Genomic DNA, 16,064 nt, shown 5'->3' with positions numbered 1-16,064 from the left:
TTACGCTTTTCGCCTTGAGAGTCAAGTGATTATTTTCCCTTTTCTCTCACCGGCCTTCGCGGCGTGTTTCAGCTCAGCGTCGGTCAGTGGTGGCGCATTATAGGGAGTTTTACGGCGCTGGCAATAGTTTTTTTTGAATTTTTTTTCTGTTCGTGGTTTTTTTCAACAGAAATGGTAATTATGCGTATTTTACATCCTAAAATTGATGCCTTAAACAACAATCATACCGATAAAGTTCTTATACAATGATTGTTGTGCAATTGCCTAGGGCAACTGTTAATTGGCCTTAGAGGAAGTTATTGCTTGATTAACAACCAAGAAATAGCTTGAGTTTGATATAGTAAGATATTATGTACTCACTACCATTAAAAAAATAAACGGGGTATCTAATGGTCAAATCCGCACGCAGTATGTCGAGGTTACCTTGGATTGCGGCGATAGCTTTTTTTATGCAGTCTTTAGATGCCACAATTCTTAACACTGCACTACCGGCGATTGCAAAAAGTCTTAATCACTCTCCACTGGCAATGCAACCTGCCATTGTCAGTTATACTTTAACTGTAGCGATGCTAATTCCCGTAAGCGGTTGGCTCGCTGATAGGTTTGGCACTCGTACAGTATTCATTTATGCTGTTTCCTTCTTTTCTTTAGGCTCACTTGCTTGTGCACTGTCACACAATCTCTCTTTCTTAGTTGTATCCCGCGTTATTCAAGGTATAGGTGGGGCTATGATGATGCCTGTTGCTCGCCTGACTTTACTAAGAACATATCCACGTAGCGAATTGCTACCTATTTTGAATTTTGTCACCATGCCAGGGCTACTTGGCCCGATTTTAGGTCCCATGCTCGGTGGGTTGTTAGTAACTTATGCAACATGGCATTGGATCTTCATCATCAATATTCCCATTGGCTTATTAGGTATCATTTACGCCAGAAAGAATATGCCCAATTTAACGATGCCCAAATGCCCTTTCGATTTTCTGGGATTCATGCTGTTTAGTATGGGCTTGGTAACGATTTCAGTCAGCTTTGACTTATTTGGGGATCATTCATTCTCTGGTTATATTCCCCCCGCTTTATTTTTTTGCGGCATCATTATGTTATTGGGGTATATCTTCCATGCCAAAAGACACTCAAATCCCCTTATTGACCTCCAATTATTCCAAACACGCACGTTTTCAATCGGCATTGCCAGTAATATTGCTACTCGGTTAAGCACTGGCTCGCTTTCATTTATTATTCCTTTGATGCTACAAGTGGGGTTTGGATTTTCAGCAGTCATTGCTGGCATCATGATGGCGCCAAACGCAATTGGTTCAATTTTAGCCAAATCTTTTGTCACCAATATATTGACCCGCTTTGGCTATCGAAACACCCTTTTTTGGATCACGATTATTATTGGTGTAATGATTTCACAATTTTCGCTACAGACACCGGAACTTCCTATCATATTTTTGATAATTCCTCTTTTTATATTGGGAATGGTAATGTCCACACAGTTCACAGCTATGAATACAATTACCCTAGCTGATCTCAATGATAACAATGCAAGTGCCGGTAACAGCCTATTAGCAGTCACTCAGCAATTATCTATCAGTTTTGGAGTAACCGTCAGTGCGGCAGTCCTGCGATTTTATGAGTCAATGAGTTCTGGTTCTACAATAGAACACTTTCAATATACATTTATCACAATAGGTACGATTACTTTTGCTTCTGCTTTTATCTTTTTGCTTTTAAATAAAGAGGACGGCAGCAATTTAGTTAAGAAAAAGCAACCTAAAAAATGATGTTATCAACGCTGACCTACAGAATCGCGCTCAATAAGTTTCGGAGTCAGTACTAATTGTTTCGGTTCACTATCTGGATTATCCATTCGATAGAGCAGCATATCTATAGCTAACTTACCTAACTCATCTTTTGGTTGATGAATTGTCGTCAAAGGAGGTGTCAAATAGGAAGCTATAGCAATATCATCATATCCAATAACAGAAATATCTCTAGGAATAGCAAGCCCTACCTGATATAAAGCCTGATAAACGCCAATCGCCATAGCATCATTTCCCGCAAAAACTGCTTCGGGAATTTCAGGTAATTGGAGGAGTTTTTTCATTGATAACAATCCTCCCGCAAATTCATAATCACTGTGGATTTCATAACCATCGGGGATCTCAAGTTGAGCATTTCTCATTGCTTTTCGATATCCAGCCAGACGCTGACGAGAAAGAGATGTATTCTGTGAGCCTGCGATACAGGCAATTTTGCGAAACCCACGATTAATCAAATAAGATGTGGCTAATTCGCCTCCGAACAGAGAGTTATCTTTAATAACATCACTAGAGGCATCAAAAGGAGACCAATCCAATGTCACTATTGGTACTAGCGGGTATCGCAATAGAAAATCTTTGGATAGCAATTTATGTTCGGAACTCATAATCAGAAGGCCATCGACACGTTTTTGCAATAGTGTTTCCATACTGCGAATCATACGGGTAACACTACCCTCAGTATTACACAGAATTAAACTATATCCCCGTTCGTAACAATTGCCTTCGACACTTCTGACAACTTCGGAATAAAAAGAGTTATCACTGGCTGTAACCAACATACCAATAGTTTTAGTTTGCTTGACTTTCAAGCTCCTTGCCAAAGCAGACGGCGCATAATTCAATTCCTCAATCGCTGCATTGACCTTCTTTTTCACGCTTTCACTGACATAACGATTGCCATTAATCACATGAGAAACTGTTGATGTTGATACACCCGCCAGACGAGCAACGTCCTTCATGGTAGTCACGATTAATCCTGTTCAAATAGAAATGCATCAATTTCATTTCGCCATGGAACCGCAGGTTGCGCTCCCTCACGTGTAACGGCAATCGCAGCTGCAGCATGAGCAAAGTGGATCGCCGATAACATCTCTTTTCCTTCCAGCAATCCCGTTACCAAAGCGCCATTAAATGTATCCCCAGCAGCAATTGTGTCGATTGCTTTTACTGTAAACCCTGGAACAATTTTACCTTCCTTACCTTTTTCACTTAGCCATACGCCTCGACTACCCAATGTGATAATGACTGTTTCTATACCCTTATCATGTAAAACCTGCGAGGCTTTTTCCGCCCCAACATCATCTTTTACGGCGATGCCAGTCAAATACTCGGCTTCGGTTTCATTCGGCGTAATAATATCTACCAGCGAAAGCAATCGATCCGAGATTTTCTGTGCAGGTGCTGGATTCAAGATCACTTTGGCATGATGCTTCTTAGCCGTTTCAGCAGCAAGTTGCACTGTTTCCAATGGCGTTTCAAGCTGCAATAACAATGCATCAGCTTCTTTGACAACTTGATCATGACGAAGGAAATAATCAGGAGTTAGTCTCCCATTCGCCCCTGCATTAATACCAATAACATTCTCACCCTGCTGATTGACAAAAATCAGAGCAACGCCCGTTGTTTCTCCTTCAATCACCTCAATTGAGGAAGTATTGATGTTATCTTTCGCCAACTGTTGGCAAACACGTATGCCAACATCATCTTGGCCAACACAAGCAATAAATGTAATGTCCGCACCACAGCGACCAGCAGCAACGGCCTGATTTGCTCCTTTTCCTCCAAAGGCAACCTTATACTGCTCTCCCCTCACTGTTTCCCCTGGTTGAGGAAAAGAGTTGAGGCTCAATATGTGATCTACATTGATGCTACCCATCACAACCAATTTTGCCATACTCATTACATTGATTCCTGTGTGAAAATCATGCAGCCATTAGCTTTAATGACTGCAAAAATAAGGTTAATTATTTCTTCACAACTAATTCCAGCTCAACCGGAATGATGGCATCTACTTTTTCACCTTTTAGCACTTTGTCCGCAGCCTGAACGCCGATGATACCCATTTGATCCGGACGCTGTGCGATCGTTGCTCCCAATTTACCGCTCTGTACAGCTTTAAGAGCATCGTCAGTGCCATCAAATCCGACAACCAACACATCTTCTTTACCGGCTGCCTGCAATGCTCGCAATGCACCAAGAGCCATTTCATCATTTTGAGCGAAAACAGCTTGTACTGACGGGTGAGCTGTCAGTAAGTTTTGCATGACATTCATCCCCTTTGTGCGATCATAATCAGCGGGCTGACTAGCCAACATATTGAATTTGTGCTTTTGGGCTACTTGACCAAAACCTTCACCACGTTCACGTGCACCTGAAGTTCCTGGAATACCTTCTAATTGAATGACCTTAACATTATTACCTAATTTCTTGGCAATAAAATCAGCTGCCATTTTGGCGCCTAAACGGCTGTCAGAAGCAATATAGCTAATAACACTGCCCTTATACGCTGAGCGGTCAAGAGTAATAACCGGAATATTCGCCTTATTTGCCATGATCACTGCATTACCAACGGCATCCGAATCGGTTGGGTTAATTAACATCAATTTTATGCCACGAACCGTCAAATCCTGCACATTGGCCAATTCTTTTGCCGGATTATCCTGAGAATCAAGTACAATCAAGTTATATCCCAGCTTATCAGCCTCTTTTTGTGCACTATCTTTCATTGTGACAAAAAAAGGGTTATTCAGGGTTGAAATAACCAATGCTATGCTATCTTTCGCCAGTGCATTAGCACTTATAGTGGCACTCAATGCTATGACAGAGAGAATGGTTACCAGCTTCTTCATTTTCATATTATTTTTTCCTGTAGGGTGAGAGAGATTATTTACTGCTTTTGTTATCAACCAAAACCGCCAGTAAAATAACAACTGCCTTGACGATCATCTGGTAATTGGAAGAAATACCTAATAAGTTCAATCCATTATTTAAAAAGCCTAAAATCAGCGCACCAATCAGTGTGCCAACAATCCGTCCTCTACCTCCAGCCAGACTGGTTCCTCCTAGCACAACAGCAGCAATAGCATCTAACTCATAACCACTCCCAGCCATCGGTTGAGCAGAAGATAATCGTGCAACTTCGATAATGCTGGCCAATGCTGCCAATAAACCACATAGGGAATAAACGATTATTTTTATTTTATCAACATTAATACCTGATAAACGTGTTGCAAGTTCGTTCCCACCTAAAGCGTAAATATAACGACCAAGGCGCGTATGGTAGAGGATGAACCATGCAACAACAAAAATAATCAGCATAATCCAGACGGGAGTCGGTACTCCCAATGGACGGCCAATACCAAACCAGACAAATAGATCTGCATTTTCACTGAAACCTGTATTGATCGGGCTACCATCGGTATAAACACGGGTGATACCACGCAATAACAACATCATGACCAATGTTGCAATAAATGCCTGAACTTTGCCTTTTGCAACAATAACGCCAGTACACGCCCCAACAGCTGCTCCCAGTGTCAATGCACAGGCAACAGCCACTAATGCATTAACATCACTACCTACCATTGATGCAGCTATTGCTCCTGTCAATGCCAACAGGGAACCGACAGATAAATCAATCCCCGCAGTCAAGATCACCAATGTCATTCCCACAGCTATGATTGCATTAACAGATGTTTGCTGAAGGATGTTAAAGAGGTTATTCAATGTGAAAAAGTTAGGGCTAAAGAAAGAAACAACCGCAATCAGCGTTAATAATGCAATAAGTGATTTTTGTTCCATCAACCATGTTTTCGTAAACCAACGTCGGGAGGCTGACCCTGTATTAGAATTCATATCGATTCCCTTGACCATTTTCTTTTAATTCACTGTAGTTTTGTTTGTCGATAAATTATATGCCTGTAGATTATGTACCTATGAACTACTTGCCAAAGGCAGCGGCCATCAACTCTTCCTGAGAAACCTCGTTCGCATTAAATTCCCCACTAATACTTCCTTCATGCATAACCAGAATACGGTCACTCATTCCCATCACTTCAGACATCTCAGAAGAAACCAAAATGATGCTCAAGCCTTCTTTTTTAAACTGGTTGATAAACTGATAGATTTCTTTTTTTGCCCCGACATCTACGCCTCGGGTTGGCTCATCAAGGATTAAGACTTTTGGACAAGTCATCAACCCACGGGCAATAGCCTCTTTTTGTTGATTGCCACCAGAAAGCAAACTAATAGGTTGTTCCATAGAGGGAGTTTTGATATTGAACAACTTGATAAAATCAGCAACGGACTTTTTTTCCGCCAAATGGTGCAAGCGATAGAAATTTTTACTGAAAAAAGGCAAAAAGGTTAGAGACATATTCTCTTTAACAGACATGCTCAAGACTAATCCATCACGCTTACGATCTTCTGAGATGTAGACAATACCATTAGCCATTCCTTCTTGTGGATTTCGGATAGTTAGGGGGTTTCCATCCAGCAAGATCTGACCTTCAGTTTTCGACAATGCCCCGTATATAACCTTCATCAACTCAGTACGACCAGCGCCCATCAAACCAGATATTCCCAAAATCTCGCCGCTATACAGGGAAAAACTGACATTTTTGATCCCAGAGCCAGACAGGTTTCTAATCTCTAACCGCTTTTTACCACGCGGTAGAACCAAGCGAGGGTATTGCTCACCAAGCTTGCGCCCCACCATCATTTCAATCAATCGCTCTTCATTCAGAGCATTGACAGGCTGTTCACCAATAAATTGGCCATCACGCAATACCGTCACATCATCACAAATTTTAAAAAGTTCTTTCAAGCGATGAGAAATATAGACAATGCCACAGCCTTGTGCCTTCAGTTCCCGTATGACATGAAACAAGGATTCAGTTTCTGTATCCGTCAAGGCATCTGTAGGTTCATCCATAATGATAACTTTGGATTGGAAACTCAGTACCTTGGCAATTTCTACCATTTGTTGTTCACCAATGGACAATTCAGAAACAAACCGATGGCTGCTGTAACGGATATTTAGTCTCCTCAACAAGTTATCGGCTTCTTCATACATTTTTTTCCAGTTGATAAAACCCAATTTATTGACGAATTCACGACCCAAAAAAATGTTTTCAGCGATCGTTAGTTGAGGAATGAGGTTTAATTCTTGATGAATAATGCCAATACCCGATTCCAGAGAGGATTTGGGACCAGAGAAAGCTACATCTTGCCCAAGATAGCGGATCGTGCCAGCATCTTTTGTATAAATACCGGTCAAAACTTTCATCATCGTAGACTTGCCGGCACCATTTTCACCGATTAACGCCATCACTTTCCCGGGATAGACCCGTAGTGCAGCTCCTGACAATGCTTTTACCCCAGGAAAAGCCTTGTCAATTCCCTTTAACTCCAGTAATGGCTTCATAATAACCTCAGAAAGTGACTCTTTTCTCTTTCAGAATGCTATGACTGACATACTTTATCGCAATTGCATTTCCCTGTTGTATTTCAAAAAGCAACAATACACTTGATGATTTGCTCATGTATTAGCTAATTGTGTTCAATAATTGAAGCAGCCATTTTGGCTGCTTCAATTTGTACTTTCTAAATAACAACATTGAAGACAAATCTGGTGTTCCCTGGGTTAGCGCTAAATCAATTCTTTGGGTAGATATGGGATAGTTTTCTTTTTTATAAGCCCCTTAGCGAAACGTTTCGCTAAGAGGTCATCATATAAAGCTCACTATCAAAGACAACATGATTAATACGAAAATGTGATCATCATTGAAACGTTTTAGAAGGTGATAATAAACAGAAAAAAACTAACTTATTGAATAAGTTAAGCTGAATCGATTTTTTAAAACACGCCACTGAACTTAATAAATTATCACCAAAATCTTTGCATAGAGTGAATTTTATCTATAAATAAAGGCAGGTAATTATTCAGCCTTGGTGTAAATACTATGCGATTGGTCGAGAAAATATCCCTATTAAGTCAGTATCTAGAAAGCGGGCTATATGAACGACGGCAAGCCATTCGCCTGTGCCTGCTGGCCGCTTTATGTGGAGAGAGTATTTTCCTTCTTGGGCCACCAGGAATAGCTAAAAGCCTTATCGCACGTCGGCTCAAGTTTGCGTTTCAAAACGCCCACGCTTTTGAGTACCTGATGACCCGTTTTTCCACCCCAGAAGAGATCTTTGGTCCCCTTTCCATTCAAGCACTCAAAGATGAGGGACGTTACCTGCGCCTTACCGAAGGGTATTTGCCCGAAGCCGAAATCGTTTTTTTAGATGAAATTTGGAAAGCAGGTCCCGCCATTTTGAATACGTTACTCACCGCGATTAATGAAAAGAAATTCAGAAATGGCAACCAGGAAGAACAGCTACCAATGCGTTTACTGGTTACCGCATCCAATGAACTCCCAGAGAGTGATAGCAGTCTGGAAGCACTTTACGATCGCATGTTGATCCGACTCTGGCTAGACAAGATCCAGGAAAAGAAAAATTTTCGAGCTTTGCTGACTGACCGAAACAATGAAAATGACAATCCTGTACCTGCCCATATTCAAATCACCGATGATGAATTCCAGCAATGGCAAAACAAGATCAATCAGATATCCCTGCCAGATCATATCTTCGAACTGATTTATCAATTACGCCAACAAGTAAATGCGACTGAAAGTACGACTGATGTCTCAGATCGCCGTTGGAAAAAATCCATCCGTTTACTGCAAGCCAGTGCCTTTTTCAGTGGCAGAAATGAGATATCTCCGTTAGATATTGTGCTGTTAAAAGATTGCCTATGGCACGATTTGAATAGCTTAAAACTCTTGTCCCAATTTTTGCATGTCTTATTGACAGAACAAGCTTATCGACAACATTCACTCATGCAAAAAATAGAGAAGTTATACCAACAATGGGTACAGTCCAACCAAGACGAAAATGACCATCCCCTGCAATTAGTCGCCAAATTATCTCTGCTTGGCCGCAAAGCTTCCTATTCACTGCCTGAAAATATTGCAGATAAAAAATTGATCCTGTTTTTACATCCTTCATTACACATGCATAATATTGAAGTCAATTTCATCGAAATAGATAAAAAATCACTGGAAAACACCTTAAAAAATAATACAGGAGAACTCTCTGCTTGTTTAAATGGCATTGGTTTTCCTCAAACTATCACGGCAGAAATTAATGAAAAGAACCAGCTTACAGTGCTGGATATTAGCCGCAATAGCGCTGTTCTCTGTCTATCTGGCCCCGCCAAAAACACCGATACAAAATGGCATGAAAAGCTGATATCCATCGGTGATGAAATTCAACAACAACGTAATTTATTCAACCAACATCAACCCTGTTTATTTGTCGAAGAACATTGGCTTGCCAACATTGAACAGAGTTTCCTGCAATTAACTGAAAAGCAGAAACAATTAAGATCAAAAATGGAATAAAAATATGTTAACACTAGCCACACTTGATCTCTTGCTCTCTGTCAATGAAGGGGAGCTGATCGAAGAGATCATCTTGATACTGCTGAGTGCTCCTCAGTTAGTTATTTTCTTTAAAAAACATCCAAGACTTAGACAAGCATTTATGCAAGATCTTCCTGCATGGCAGCAAATATTGCGGCAAAAAATAAAAGAGACGCCGATCCCCGCTCCATTGGCCGAAGAGTTTCAGTTATACCAATATATACTGACAATTAACACGACAGAATTCTATCGGCAGTTACCTAACATCGTAGAGAAACTTCAACAACTCGAATCTCCCTTTACCAAAGAAGCCGATACACTATCCAAAGCATTCTCTGAATACACCTCTTCAGGACAAATACTGTTTATCCAACGCTGGCGCCTCAGCTTGATCCTGCAAGCGACGGCATTTAACAAGACACTATTAGAACAAGAAAAAGAGCAACTCCTTACAGAGATCCAGAAGCGATTAACACTCTGTGGCACCCTTGATCCCATATTTGATCACAATGATCACGCAGCAGGACGATTATGGGATATGAGTAAAGGACAACTTCACCTAACCACGAAAAATATACAACTATTTACCCGTTATGCTGACTTTCTTGAACAGCAAGCTGAGCTGGAAAAACTAGCACAATTACTTGGCCGCAGTCAGACAGCAAAAGCAATTCCTAAAGAAAACCCCATCCTGGAGCCATTTACCCGACTTGAAAGAGTGCCAGATACGATACCTGAGCAAATTAGCGGAATTAGGCAAAGCGACGATATCTTAAGGTTATTACCTACCGAGATGGCTATGCTGGGTATTGAAGAGTTGGAATACGAATTTTATCGGCGGCTGGGGGAGAAAAAATTACTATCGTATCGCCTGCAAGGGGACGACTGGCAAGCCAAAACTACACTCAAACCCATGACACACTACCACAATGAAAAACAGCCTCGGGGACCATTTATGGTTTGTGTTGATACATCCGGCTCAATGGGGGGGTTTAATGAACAGTGTGCAAAAGCATTCTGTCTGGCTTTGATGCGTATTGCACTAGCGGATAATCGTCATTGTCATATTATGTTGTTTTCAACACAACTTATTCATTATGACTTAACATCACCGGATGGGCTCACCCAAGCCATGCATTTTCTGGGACAAACCTTTAGGGGGGGAACCGATCTGGCATCTTGTTTAAATTCCACCGTTGAAAAAATGCAAGAAAATAGTTGGGAAGATGCTGATGCTGTTGTTATTTCAGATTTCATTGCCCAACGCTTGCCAGGCTCCCTAATCCATCAGATAAAAAATCTGCAACAGCATCAACAACACCGCTTCCATGCGGTCTCCCTTTCCCACTATGGAAAGCCCGATATTATGCAGATATTCGACCATATCTGGCGTTTTGATACCGGGCTTACAAGCCGTTTACGAAGAAAGTGGCGAAATTAAAACTTACAGTACACCTTCAACGGATTCAATGATCTCAGGTGACCAGACACCGCACTGAACCTGACCGATATGTGCCATTTGCAGCAGCAACATCACCAAACGGGATTGCCCGATACCACCACCGATAGATTGTGGCATATCCCCCTTGATCAGAGCCTGGTGCCAATCATATTGCAGACGATCTTCATCACCAGTCAGTGCCAGCTGACGCTTTAACGTCTCTGCATCAACACGGATACCCATAGAAGAAATTTCAAAGGCATCTTGTAAAACTGGGTTCCAGACAATAATGTCACCGTTTAAGCCAAAGAAGCCATCACAGTTTGGTGTAGTCCAATCGTCATAATCCGGCGCGCGTACATCGTGAGCCTGATCATCAGACAACTTACCGCCAATCCCCATCAGGAAAATAGCACCAAACTCTTTGGCAGCCTCACGTTCACGACCTTTCGCATCCAGACCAGGGTAACGTTTCAGAAGCTCTTCACTGTGGATAAAGTGAATTTGATCTGGCAGGAACGGTGCCAGACCAAATTCCTTACTTACCGCTTGTTGTGTTTCTTTTATTGCTTCGTAGATTTTACCTACTGTCTGTTTTAAATAATCGAGTGAACGCTGACCTTCACCCATCACTTTCTCCCAATCCCACTGATCAACAAAGACAGAGTGGATAGGTGTCAAGCGATCTTCATCAGGACGCAGAGCTTTCATGTGAGTATACAATCCTTGCTCAGATTGAAAACCAAAGCGACCTAATGTCTTACGTTTCCATTTCGCCAGAGAATGAACCACTTCAAAGGTGTCGTCCGGCAAAGTTTTCACTTTCACCTGAACTGCTTTTTCATGGCCAGATAAGTTGTCCTGAGTACCATCACCAAGACGGCTCAAAATAGGACCTTGAACTTCGATTAAGCCAAGTTTTTTCTCTAACAGACGGGAAAAGTATGATTTAACAAAACTAATCTGCTGTTGTTTTTCAATAAAGGATGTTTTCATGATGCAACTCTCAAAATTTTTAGTGGCCCTGTGACCTGTTGATATAGATTAAGCAACAAAATGAGGTACAAATTCAATATCTGATAATAAAAATATTGCATAAGATTTATAAATGATAATTTTTACACTATAAAAATGAATATTATTCAAAAACAGGGGTTAAAAATGGCGGAAATTTATCAGATCGATAATTTAGACCGTGACATACTTCACGCTTTAATGGAGAACGCACGTACACCTTACGCAGAATTAGCCAAAAAATTCGCAGTAAGCCCTGGAACCATTCATGTCCGCGTAGAAAAAATGAAACAATCAGGGATCATTACGGGGACTCGAGTCGATATCAGCGCCAAACAACTGGGGTTTGATGTGTGCTGCTTTATCGGCATCATATTGAAAAGCGCCAAAGACTATCCGGCAGCATTGAAGAAACTCGATATGCTTGATGAAGTCGTTGAAGTTTATTACACCACAGGGCACTACAGCATTTTCATTAAAGTCATGTGCCGATCCATTGAAGCTCTTCAAGATGTACTTATCAACAAGATCCAGACGATTGACGAAATCCAGTCAACAGAAACGTTGATCTCCCTGCAAAACCCGATAATGAGGACAATAAAACCTTAAAACGAAAAACCAGTTAACCACATTATCCACAGGTAGATCCCAGTAGATTCACTGCGTACAATAGTTATTCTTTAATTTAGCAAGGATCATGATGAGCACAATAACCTTAATCAGCGGCAGCACAATGGGTAGCGCCGAATACGTTACTGAACATATCGCTGAGATCTTAGAAAATGATGGCTTTGCAACAGAGATACTTCATGGTCCCTCGTTGGAAGATCTTCCACTTGAAGGATTATGGCTTGTAGTCACTTCCACGCACGGGGCTGGGGACTTACCTGATAATCTCCAGCCTCTGGCAGATGAGATCACGCAACAGCAACCGGATCTCAATAATATCGTATTTGGTGCCGTCGGTATCGGCAGTTCCGAATATGATACCTTCTGTGGAGCGATAAGATCACTGGAACGTTTATTGGAAGATCACGGAGCAAAACGGATCGGCGATCGATTGGAAATCGACATTCTGCAACATGAAATTCCCGAAGATCCGGCTGAAGAATGGGTCAAAGAGTGGGCAAAGTTACTCTGATCCGATTAAAAATATAACGATCAGCTGTGGATAACTTATCTGAAAAGCAGGGGTTAACCCGTAGTTATCCATTTAACAACTGAGTTTAAATCGAGTGGCTGTGAATAACTAGGCTTTTAGATCCCAGCTTATACTGAGTTGGATCACGGATCATTCACAACAAATGATCCTTTACAGCATTATGATCTTTATATGGAAAATCCACTTATCCACAGATGATCGTGATCCTAATAAAAGATCCAATAAAGAGATCTTTAAATAAAAAGATCTTCTTTTAAATAATGATGATCTCTCACCTCTTGGTCTGAGGTCCAAACTTGAGTAGAATTCTCTCCCTGATGCATATGAAGCATTCTCACTATTGAAGGTTCGCACATGTTTTATCCAGAGCACTTTGACGTCATCATTATCGGCGGGGGTCATGCCGGTACTGAAGCGGCGATGGCCTCCGCACGTATGGGGCGTCAAACCTTACTACTGACTCACAATATTGATACTTTGGGCCAGATGTCATGTAATCCAGCCATTGGTGGGATCGGTAAAGGGCATCTGGTAAAAGAGATCGATGCACTTGGTGGCCTAATGGCAAAAGCCACGGATCAAGCCGGTATTCAGTTTAGAACACTCAATGCCAGCAAAGGCCCAGCTGTTCGAGCAACACGAGCACAAGCGGATCGAGTACTTTACCGACAAGCTGTAAGAACAGCACTGGAAAATCAACCTAACTTAATGATCTTCCAGCAACCCGTTGAAGATCTCATTGTTGAAAACGACACTGTTACCGGTGTTGTTACTCGTATGGGATTGAAATTTAAAGCTAAATCTGTAGTCCTGACAGTGGGAACTTTCCTCGATGGAAAAATTCACATCGGATTAGAAAACTACAGTGGAGGACGAGCAGGTGATCCTCCTGCGATCTCATTGTCTCATCGTTTACGTGAACTGCCCCTGCGCGTAGCTCGCTTGAAAACAGGCACACCACCTCGCATTGATGCACGCACCATTGATTTTAGCCAGCTTGAACAACAACTGGGTGATAACCCGACACCCGTATTTTCATTCATGGGTAATGTCGATCAACACCCACGGCAGATCCCGTGCTACATCACACATACCAATGAAAAAACTCATGAAGTGATCCGCAATAACTTGGATCGCAGTCCAATGTATGCGGGGATCATCGAAGGGATCGGCCCTCGTTATTGTCCTTCCATCGAAGACAAAGTTATGCGTTTTGCGGATCGTAACGCTCACCAGATCTTCCTGGAACCCGAAGGATTGACCAGTAACGAAATCTATCCAAACGGTATTTCTACCAGTTTGCCATTTGATGTTCAGATGCAAATTGTTCACTCCATGAAAGGCATGGAGACTGCCCGTATTATTCGCCCTGGCTATGCGATCGAATACGACTTTTTCGATCCACGTGATTTAAAACAAACACTGGAAAGTAAATTTATTCACGGTCTGTTCTTTGCTGGCCAGATCAATGGTACTACAGGGTATGAAGAAGCAGCAGCGCAAGGATTACTGGCTGGTCTTAACGCAGCACGCTATGCTTATGGTGAAGAAGGTTGGTTCCCACGCCGTGATCAGGCTTATATTGGCGTCTTGGTCGATGATCTATGCACACTTGGCACTAAAGAGCCTTACCGCATGTTCACCTCCCGTGCTGAATATCGTCTGATGCTGCGTGAAGACAATGCGGATCTTCGACTGACTGAACAAGGTCGCCAACTTGGTTTGGTAGATGATCTCCGTTGGGAACATTACTGCCGCAAATTTGAAATGATCGAACAGGAACGCCAGCGCCTGCGTAATATCTGGGTACATCCTCACTCTGATAACTTAGAGGATATCAACCAGATGCTAAAAACACCGCTGTCAAAAGAAGCCAACGGTGAAGATTTGCTGCGTCGCCCTGAGATGAATTATGAATTGTTAACGTCGTTACCTCGTTTTTCACCTGGGCTGACTGAGCCTCAGGCTGCGGATCAGGTTGAAATTCAAGTGAAATATGAAGGCTATATTGCCCGTCAGCAAGAAGAGATCGAAAAACAGTTACGTAATGAAAATACCGCATTACCTGTTGATTTGGATTATCAACAAGTGAGCGGGCTTTCCAATGAAGTTATTGCAAAACTGAATGACCATAAACCAAGTTCAATTGGTCAAGCTTCGCGGATTTCAGGCATCACTCCAGCCGCAATTTCTATTTTGCTGGTATGGCTGAAAAAACAAGGTCTATTGCGTCGTAGCGCCTAAGGGGACAGATTTTGCTTAATAAATTGGAATCACTGCTGGCGAAAACTGACATTAAGTTATCACTGCTACAAAAACAGCAGCTCATTGCCTATGTTGACATGCTGAATAAATGGAACAAGGCTTATAACCTGACATCTGTCCGTGATCCAAAACAGATGTTGGTTCGGCATATTATGGATAGCATTGTTGTTAATCCATTCCTGCATGGAACGCGTTTTATTGACGTTGGAACTGGGCCTGGCTTGCCAGGCATTCCACTGGCAATTGTACGTCCAGATTCCCATTTCACTTTATTGGATAGTTTGGGAAAACGCGTTCGCTTTTTGCGCCAGGTTCAACATGAATTAGGCTTGACCAATATTGAGCCGGTACAGAGTCGGGTTGAAGAATTTATTCCTGAACCTCTTTTTGATGGGGTGATTAGCCGTGCATTTGCTTCACTGCAAGATATGCTGTCATGGTGCAACCATCTTCCTAAACCACGTGAAGGGCGTTTTTATGCTTTGAAAGGTGTACTGCCAGAAGATGAATTGACTCAATTGCCAACAGGGATTGTGCTCGACACGGTTGTTCCTCTCCAAGTCACAGAGTTAGATGAACAGCGTCATCTGGTAATACTTAAGTCAAACTAACTTTGCTATTTGTCAAAAAAAATCTAAATAATTAGTGACGTCAACGACATTTAAAATGTAACAGGCGTTACTAATTCTTCTCTTCCATGGATTCAACTTTATTTACTAATGATTCACAGAAAACCAACGTTATTTTTATATTGGCAGCATTTCTCTTTTCAAAGATTGCTATCGATTTTCTTTATAAATAAATTTTAGAGAAAGTGAGAAAATAATCATTTAACCTTTTTTATCGATATATCAGATAAAACTTCATAGGTATAATATTAATAG

Annotated in this window: 13 protein-coding genes; 7 read left to right on the top strand and 6 right to left on the bottom strand. The window is 41.6% G+C overall.

Going from position 1 to position 16,064, the window contains the following annotated elements:
• Nucleotides 1-389 precede the first annotated feature (389 nt).
• A complete protein-coding gene (mdtD, locus tag IQ211_RS13895) occupies nt 390-1,787 on the top strand; it encodes a multidrug transporter subunit MdtD (RefSeq protein WP_189758968.1) in 1,398 nt (465 codons plus the stop codon).
• Nucleotides 1,788-1,792: 5 nt separating this feature from the next.
• On the opposite strand, the gene rbsR is transcribed toward mdtD, so the two are convergent.
• From rbsR to rbsA, 5 genes are all read right to left on the bottom strand, one after another.
• Complete coding sequence (rbsR, locus tag IQ211_RS13890; RefSeq protein WP_282885554.1) at nt 1,793-2,794, bottom strand: ribose operon transcriptional repressor RbsR; 1,002 nt, start codon at nt 2,792-2,794, stop codon at nt 1,793-1,795.
• A 2-nt stretch (nt 2,795-2,796) separates the two neighbouring features.
• The gene (gene rbsK, locus IQ211_RS13885) at nt 2,797-3,726 is read right to left on the bottom strand and encodes a ribokinase (protein WP_189758969.1); all 930 of its coding nucleotides are present in this window, start codon (nt 3,724-3,726) and stop codon (nt 2,797-2,799) included.
• Between the two features lie 64 nt (nt 3,727-3,790).
• Entirely contained in the window at nt 3,791-4,681 is an 891-nt protein-coding gene (gene rbsB, locus IQ211_RS13880) for a ribose ABC transporter substrate-binding protein RbsB (RefSeq protein WP_189758970.1), read from the bottom strand.
• A gap of 28 nt (nt 4,682-4,709) precedes the next feature.
• Nucleotides 4,710-5,681: a ribose ABC transporter permease gene (gene rbsC / locus IQ211_RS13875; protein ID WP_189758971.1), complete on the bottom strand. Its 972-nt coding sequence runs from the start codon at nt 5,679-5,681 to the stop codon at nt 4,710-4,712.
• Nucleotides 5,682-5,766: 85 nt separating this feature from the next.
• Entirely contained in the window at nt 5,767-7,251 is a 1,485-nt protein-coding gene (gene rbsA, locus IQ211_RS13870; RefSeq protein ID WP_189758972.1) for a ribose ABC transporter ATP-binding protein RbsA, read from the bottom strand.
• 538 nt (nt 7,252-7,789) lie between these two features.
• Here rbsA and ravA point away from each other — a divergent pair.
• Both ravA and viaA read left to right on the top strand, forming a co-directional pair.
• Nucleotides 7,790-9,277 carry an ATPase RavA gene (ravA, locus tag IQ211_RS13865; protein WP_189758973.1) on the top strand — a complete coding sequence of 496 codons (1,488 nt, stop codon included), beginning with the start codon at nt 7,790-7,792 and terminating at the stop codon, nt 9,275-9,277.
• A gap of 4 nt (nt 9,278-9,281) precedes the next feature.
• Nucleotides 9,282-10,739 (top strand): ATPase RavA stimulator ViaA, encoded by a 1,458-nt coding sequence (gene viaA / locus IQ211_RS13860; RefSeq protein ID WP_189758974.1) that lies wholly within the window; start codon nt 9,282-9,284, stop codon nt 10,737-10,739.
• 3 nt (nt 10,740-10,742) lie between these two features.
• Here viaA and asnA read toward each other — a convergent pair whose 3' ends face one another.
• A complete protein-coding gene (gene asnA, locus IQ211_RS13855) occupies nt 10,743-11,735 on the bottom strand; it encodes an aspartate--ammonia ligase (RefSeq protein WP_189758975.1) in 993 nt (330 codons plus the stop codon).
• Nucleotides 11,736-11,900: 165 nt separating this feature from the next.
• Here asnA and asnC point away from each other — a divergent pair, with 165 nt between their 5' ends.
• The 4 genes from asnC (at nt 11,901) to rsmG (ending at nt 15,791) form a co-directional block, all read left to right on the top strand.
• The gene (gene asnC / locus IQ211_RS13850) at nt 11,901-12,362 is read left to right on the top strand and encodes a transcriptional regulator AsnC (protein WP_074018962.1); all 462 of its coding nucleotides are present in this window, start codon (nt 11,901-11,903) and stop codon (nt 12,360-12,362) included.
• 91 nt (nt 12,363-12,453) lie between these two features.
• A complete protein-coding gene (mioC, locus tag IQ211_RS13845) occupies nt 12,454-12,894 on the top strand; it encodes an FMN-binding protein MioC (RefSeq protein WP_189759008.1) in 441 nt (146 codons plus the stop codon).
• A gap of 375 nt (nt 12,895-13,269) precedes the next feature.
• Complete coding sequence (gene mnmG / locus IQ211_RS13840; protein WP_189758976.1) at nt 13,270-15,159, top strand: tRNA uridine-5-carboxymethylaminomethyl(34) synthesis enzyme MnmG; 1,890 nt, start codon at nt 13,270-13,272, stop codon at nt 15,157-15,159.
• 11 nt (nt 15,160-15,170) lie between these two features.
• The gene (rsmG, locus tag IQ211_RS13835) at nt 15,171-15,791 is read left to right on the top strand and encodes a 16S rRNA (guanine(527)-N(7))-methyltransferase RsmG (protein WP_189758977.1); all 621 of its coding nucleotides are present in this window, start codon (nt 15,171-15,173) and stop codon (nt 15,789-15,791) included.
• Nucleotides 15,792-16,064: the final 273 nt, after the last annotated feature.

Source organism: Xenorhabdus griffiniae, from assembly GCF_015163655.1.
Lineage (GTDB): Bacteria > Pseudomonadota > Gammaproteobacteria > Enterobacterales > Enterobacteriaceae > Xenorhabdus > Xenorhabdus griffiniae.
This window is presented reverse-complemented; position numbering and strand designations above follow the sequence as displayed.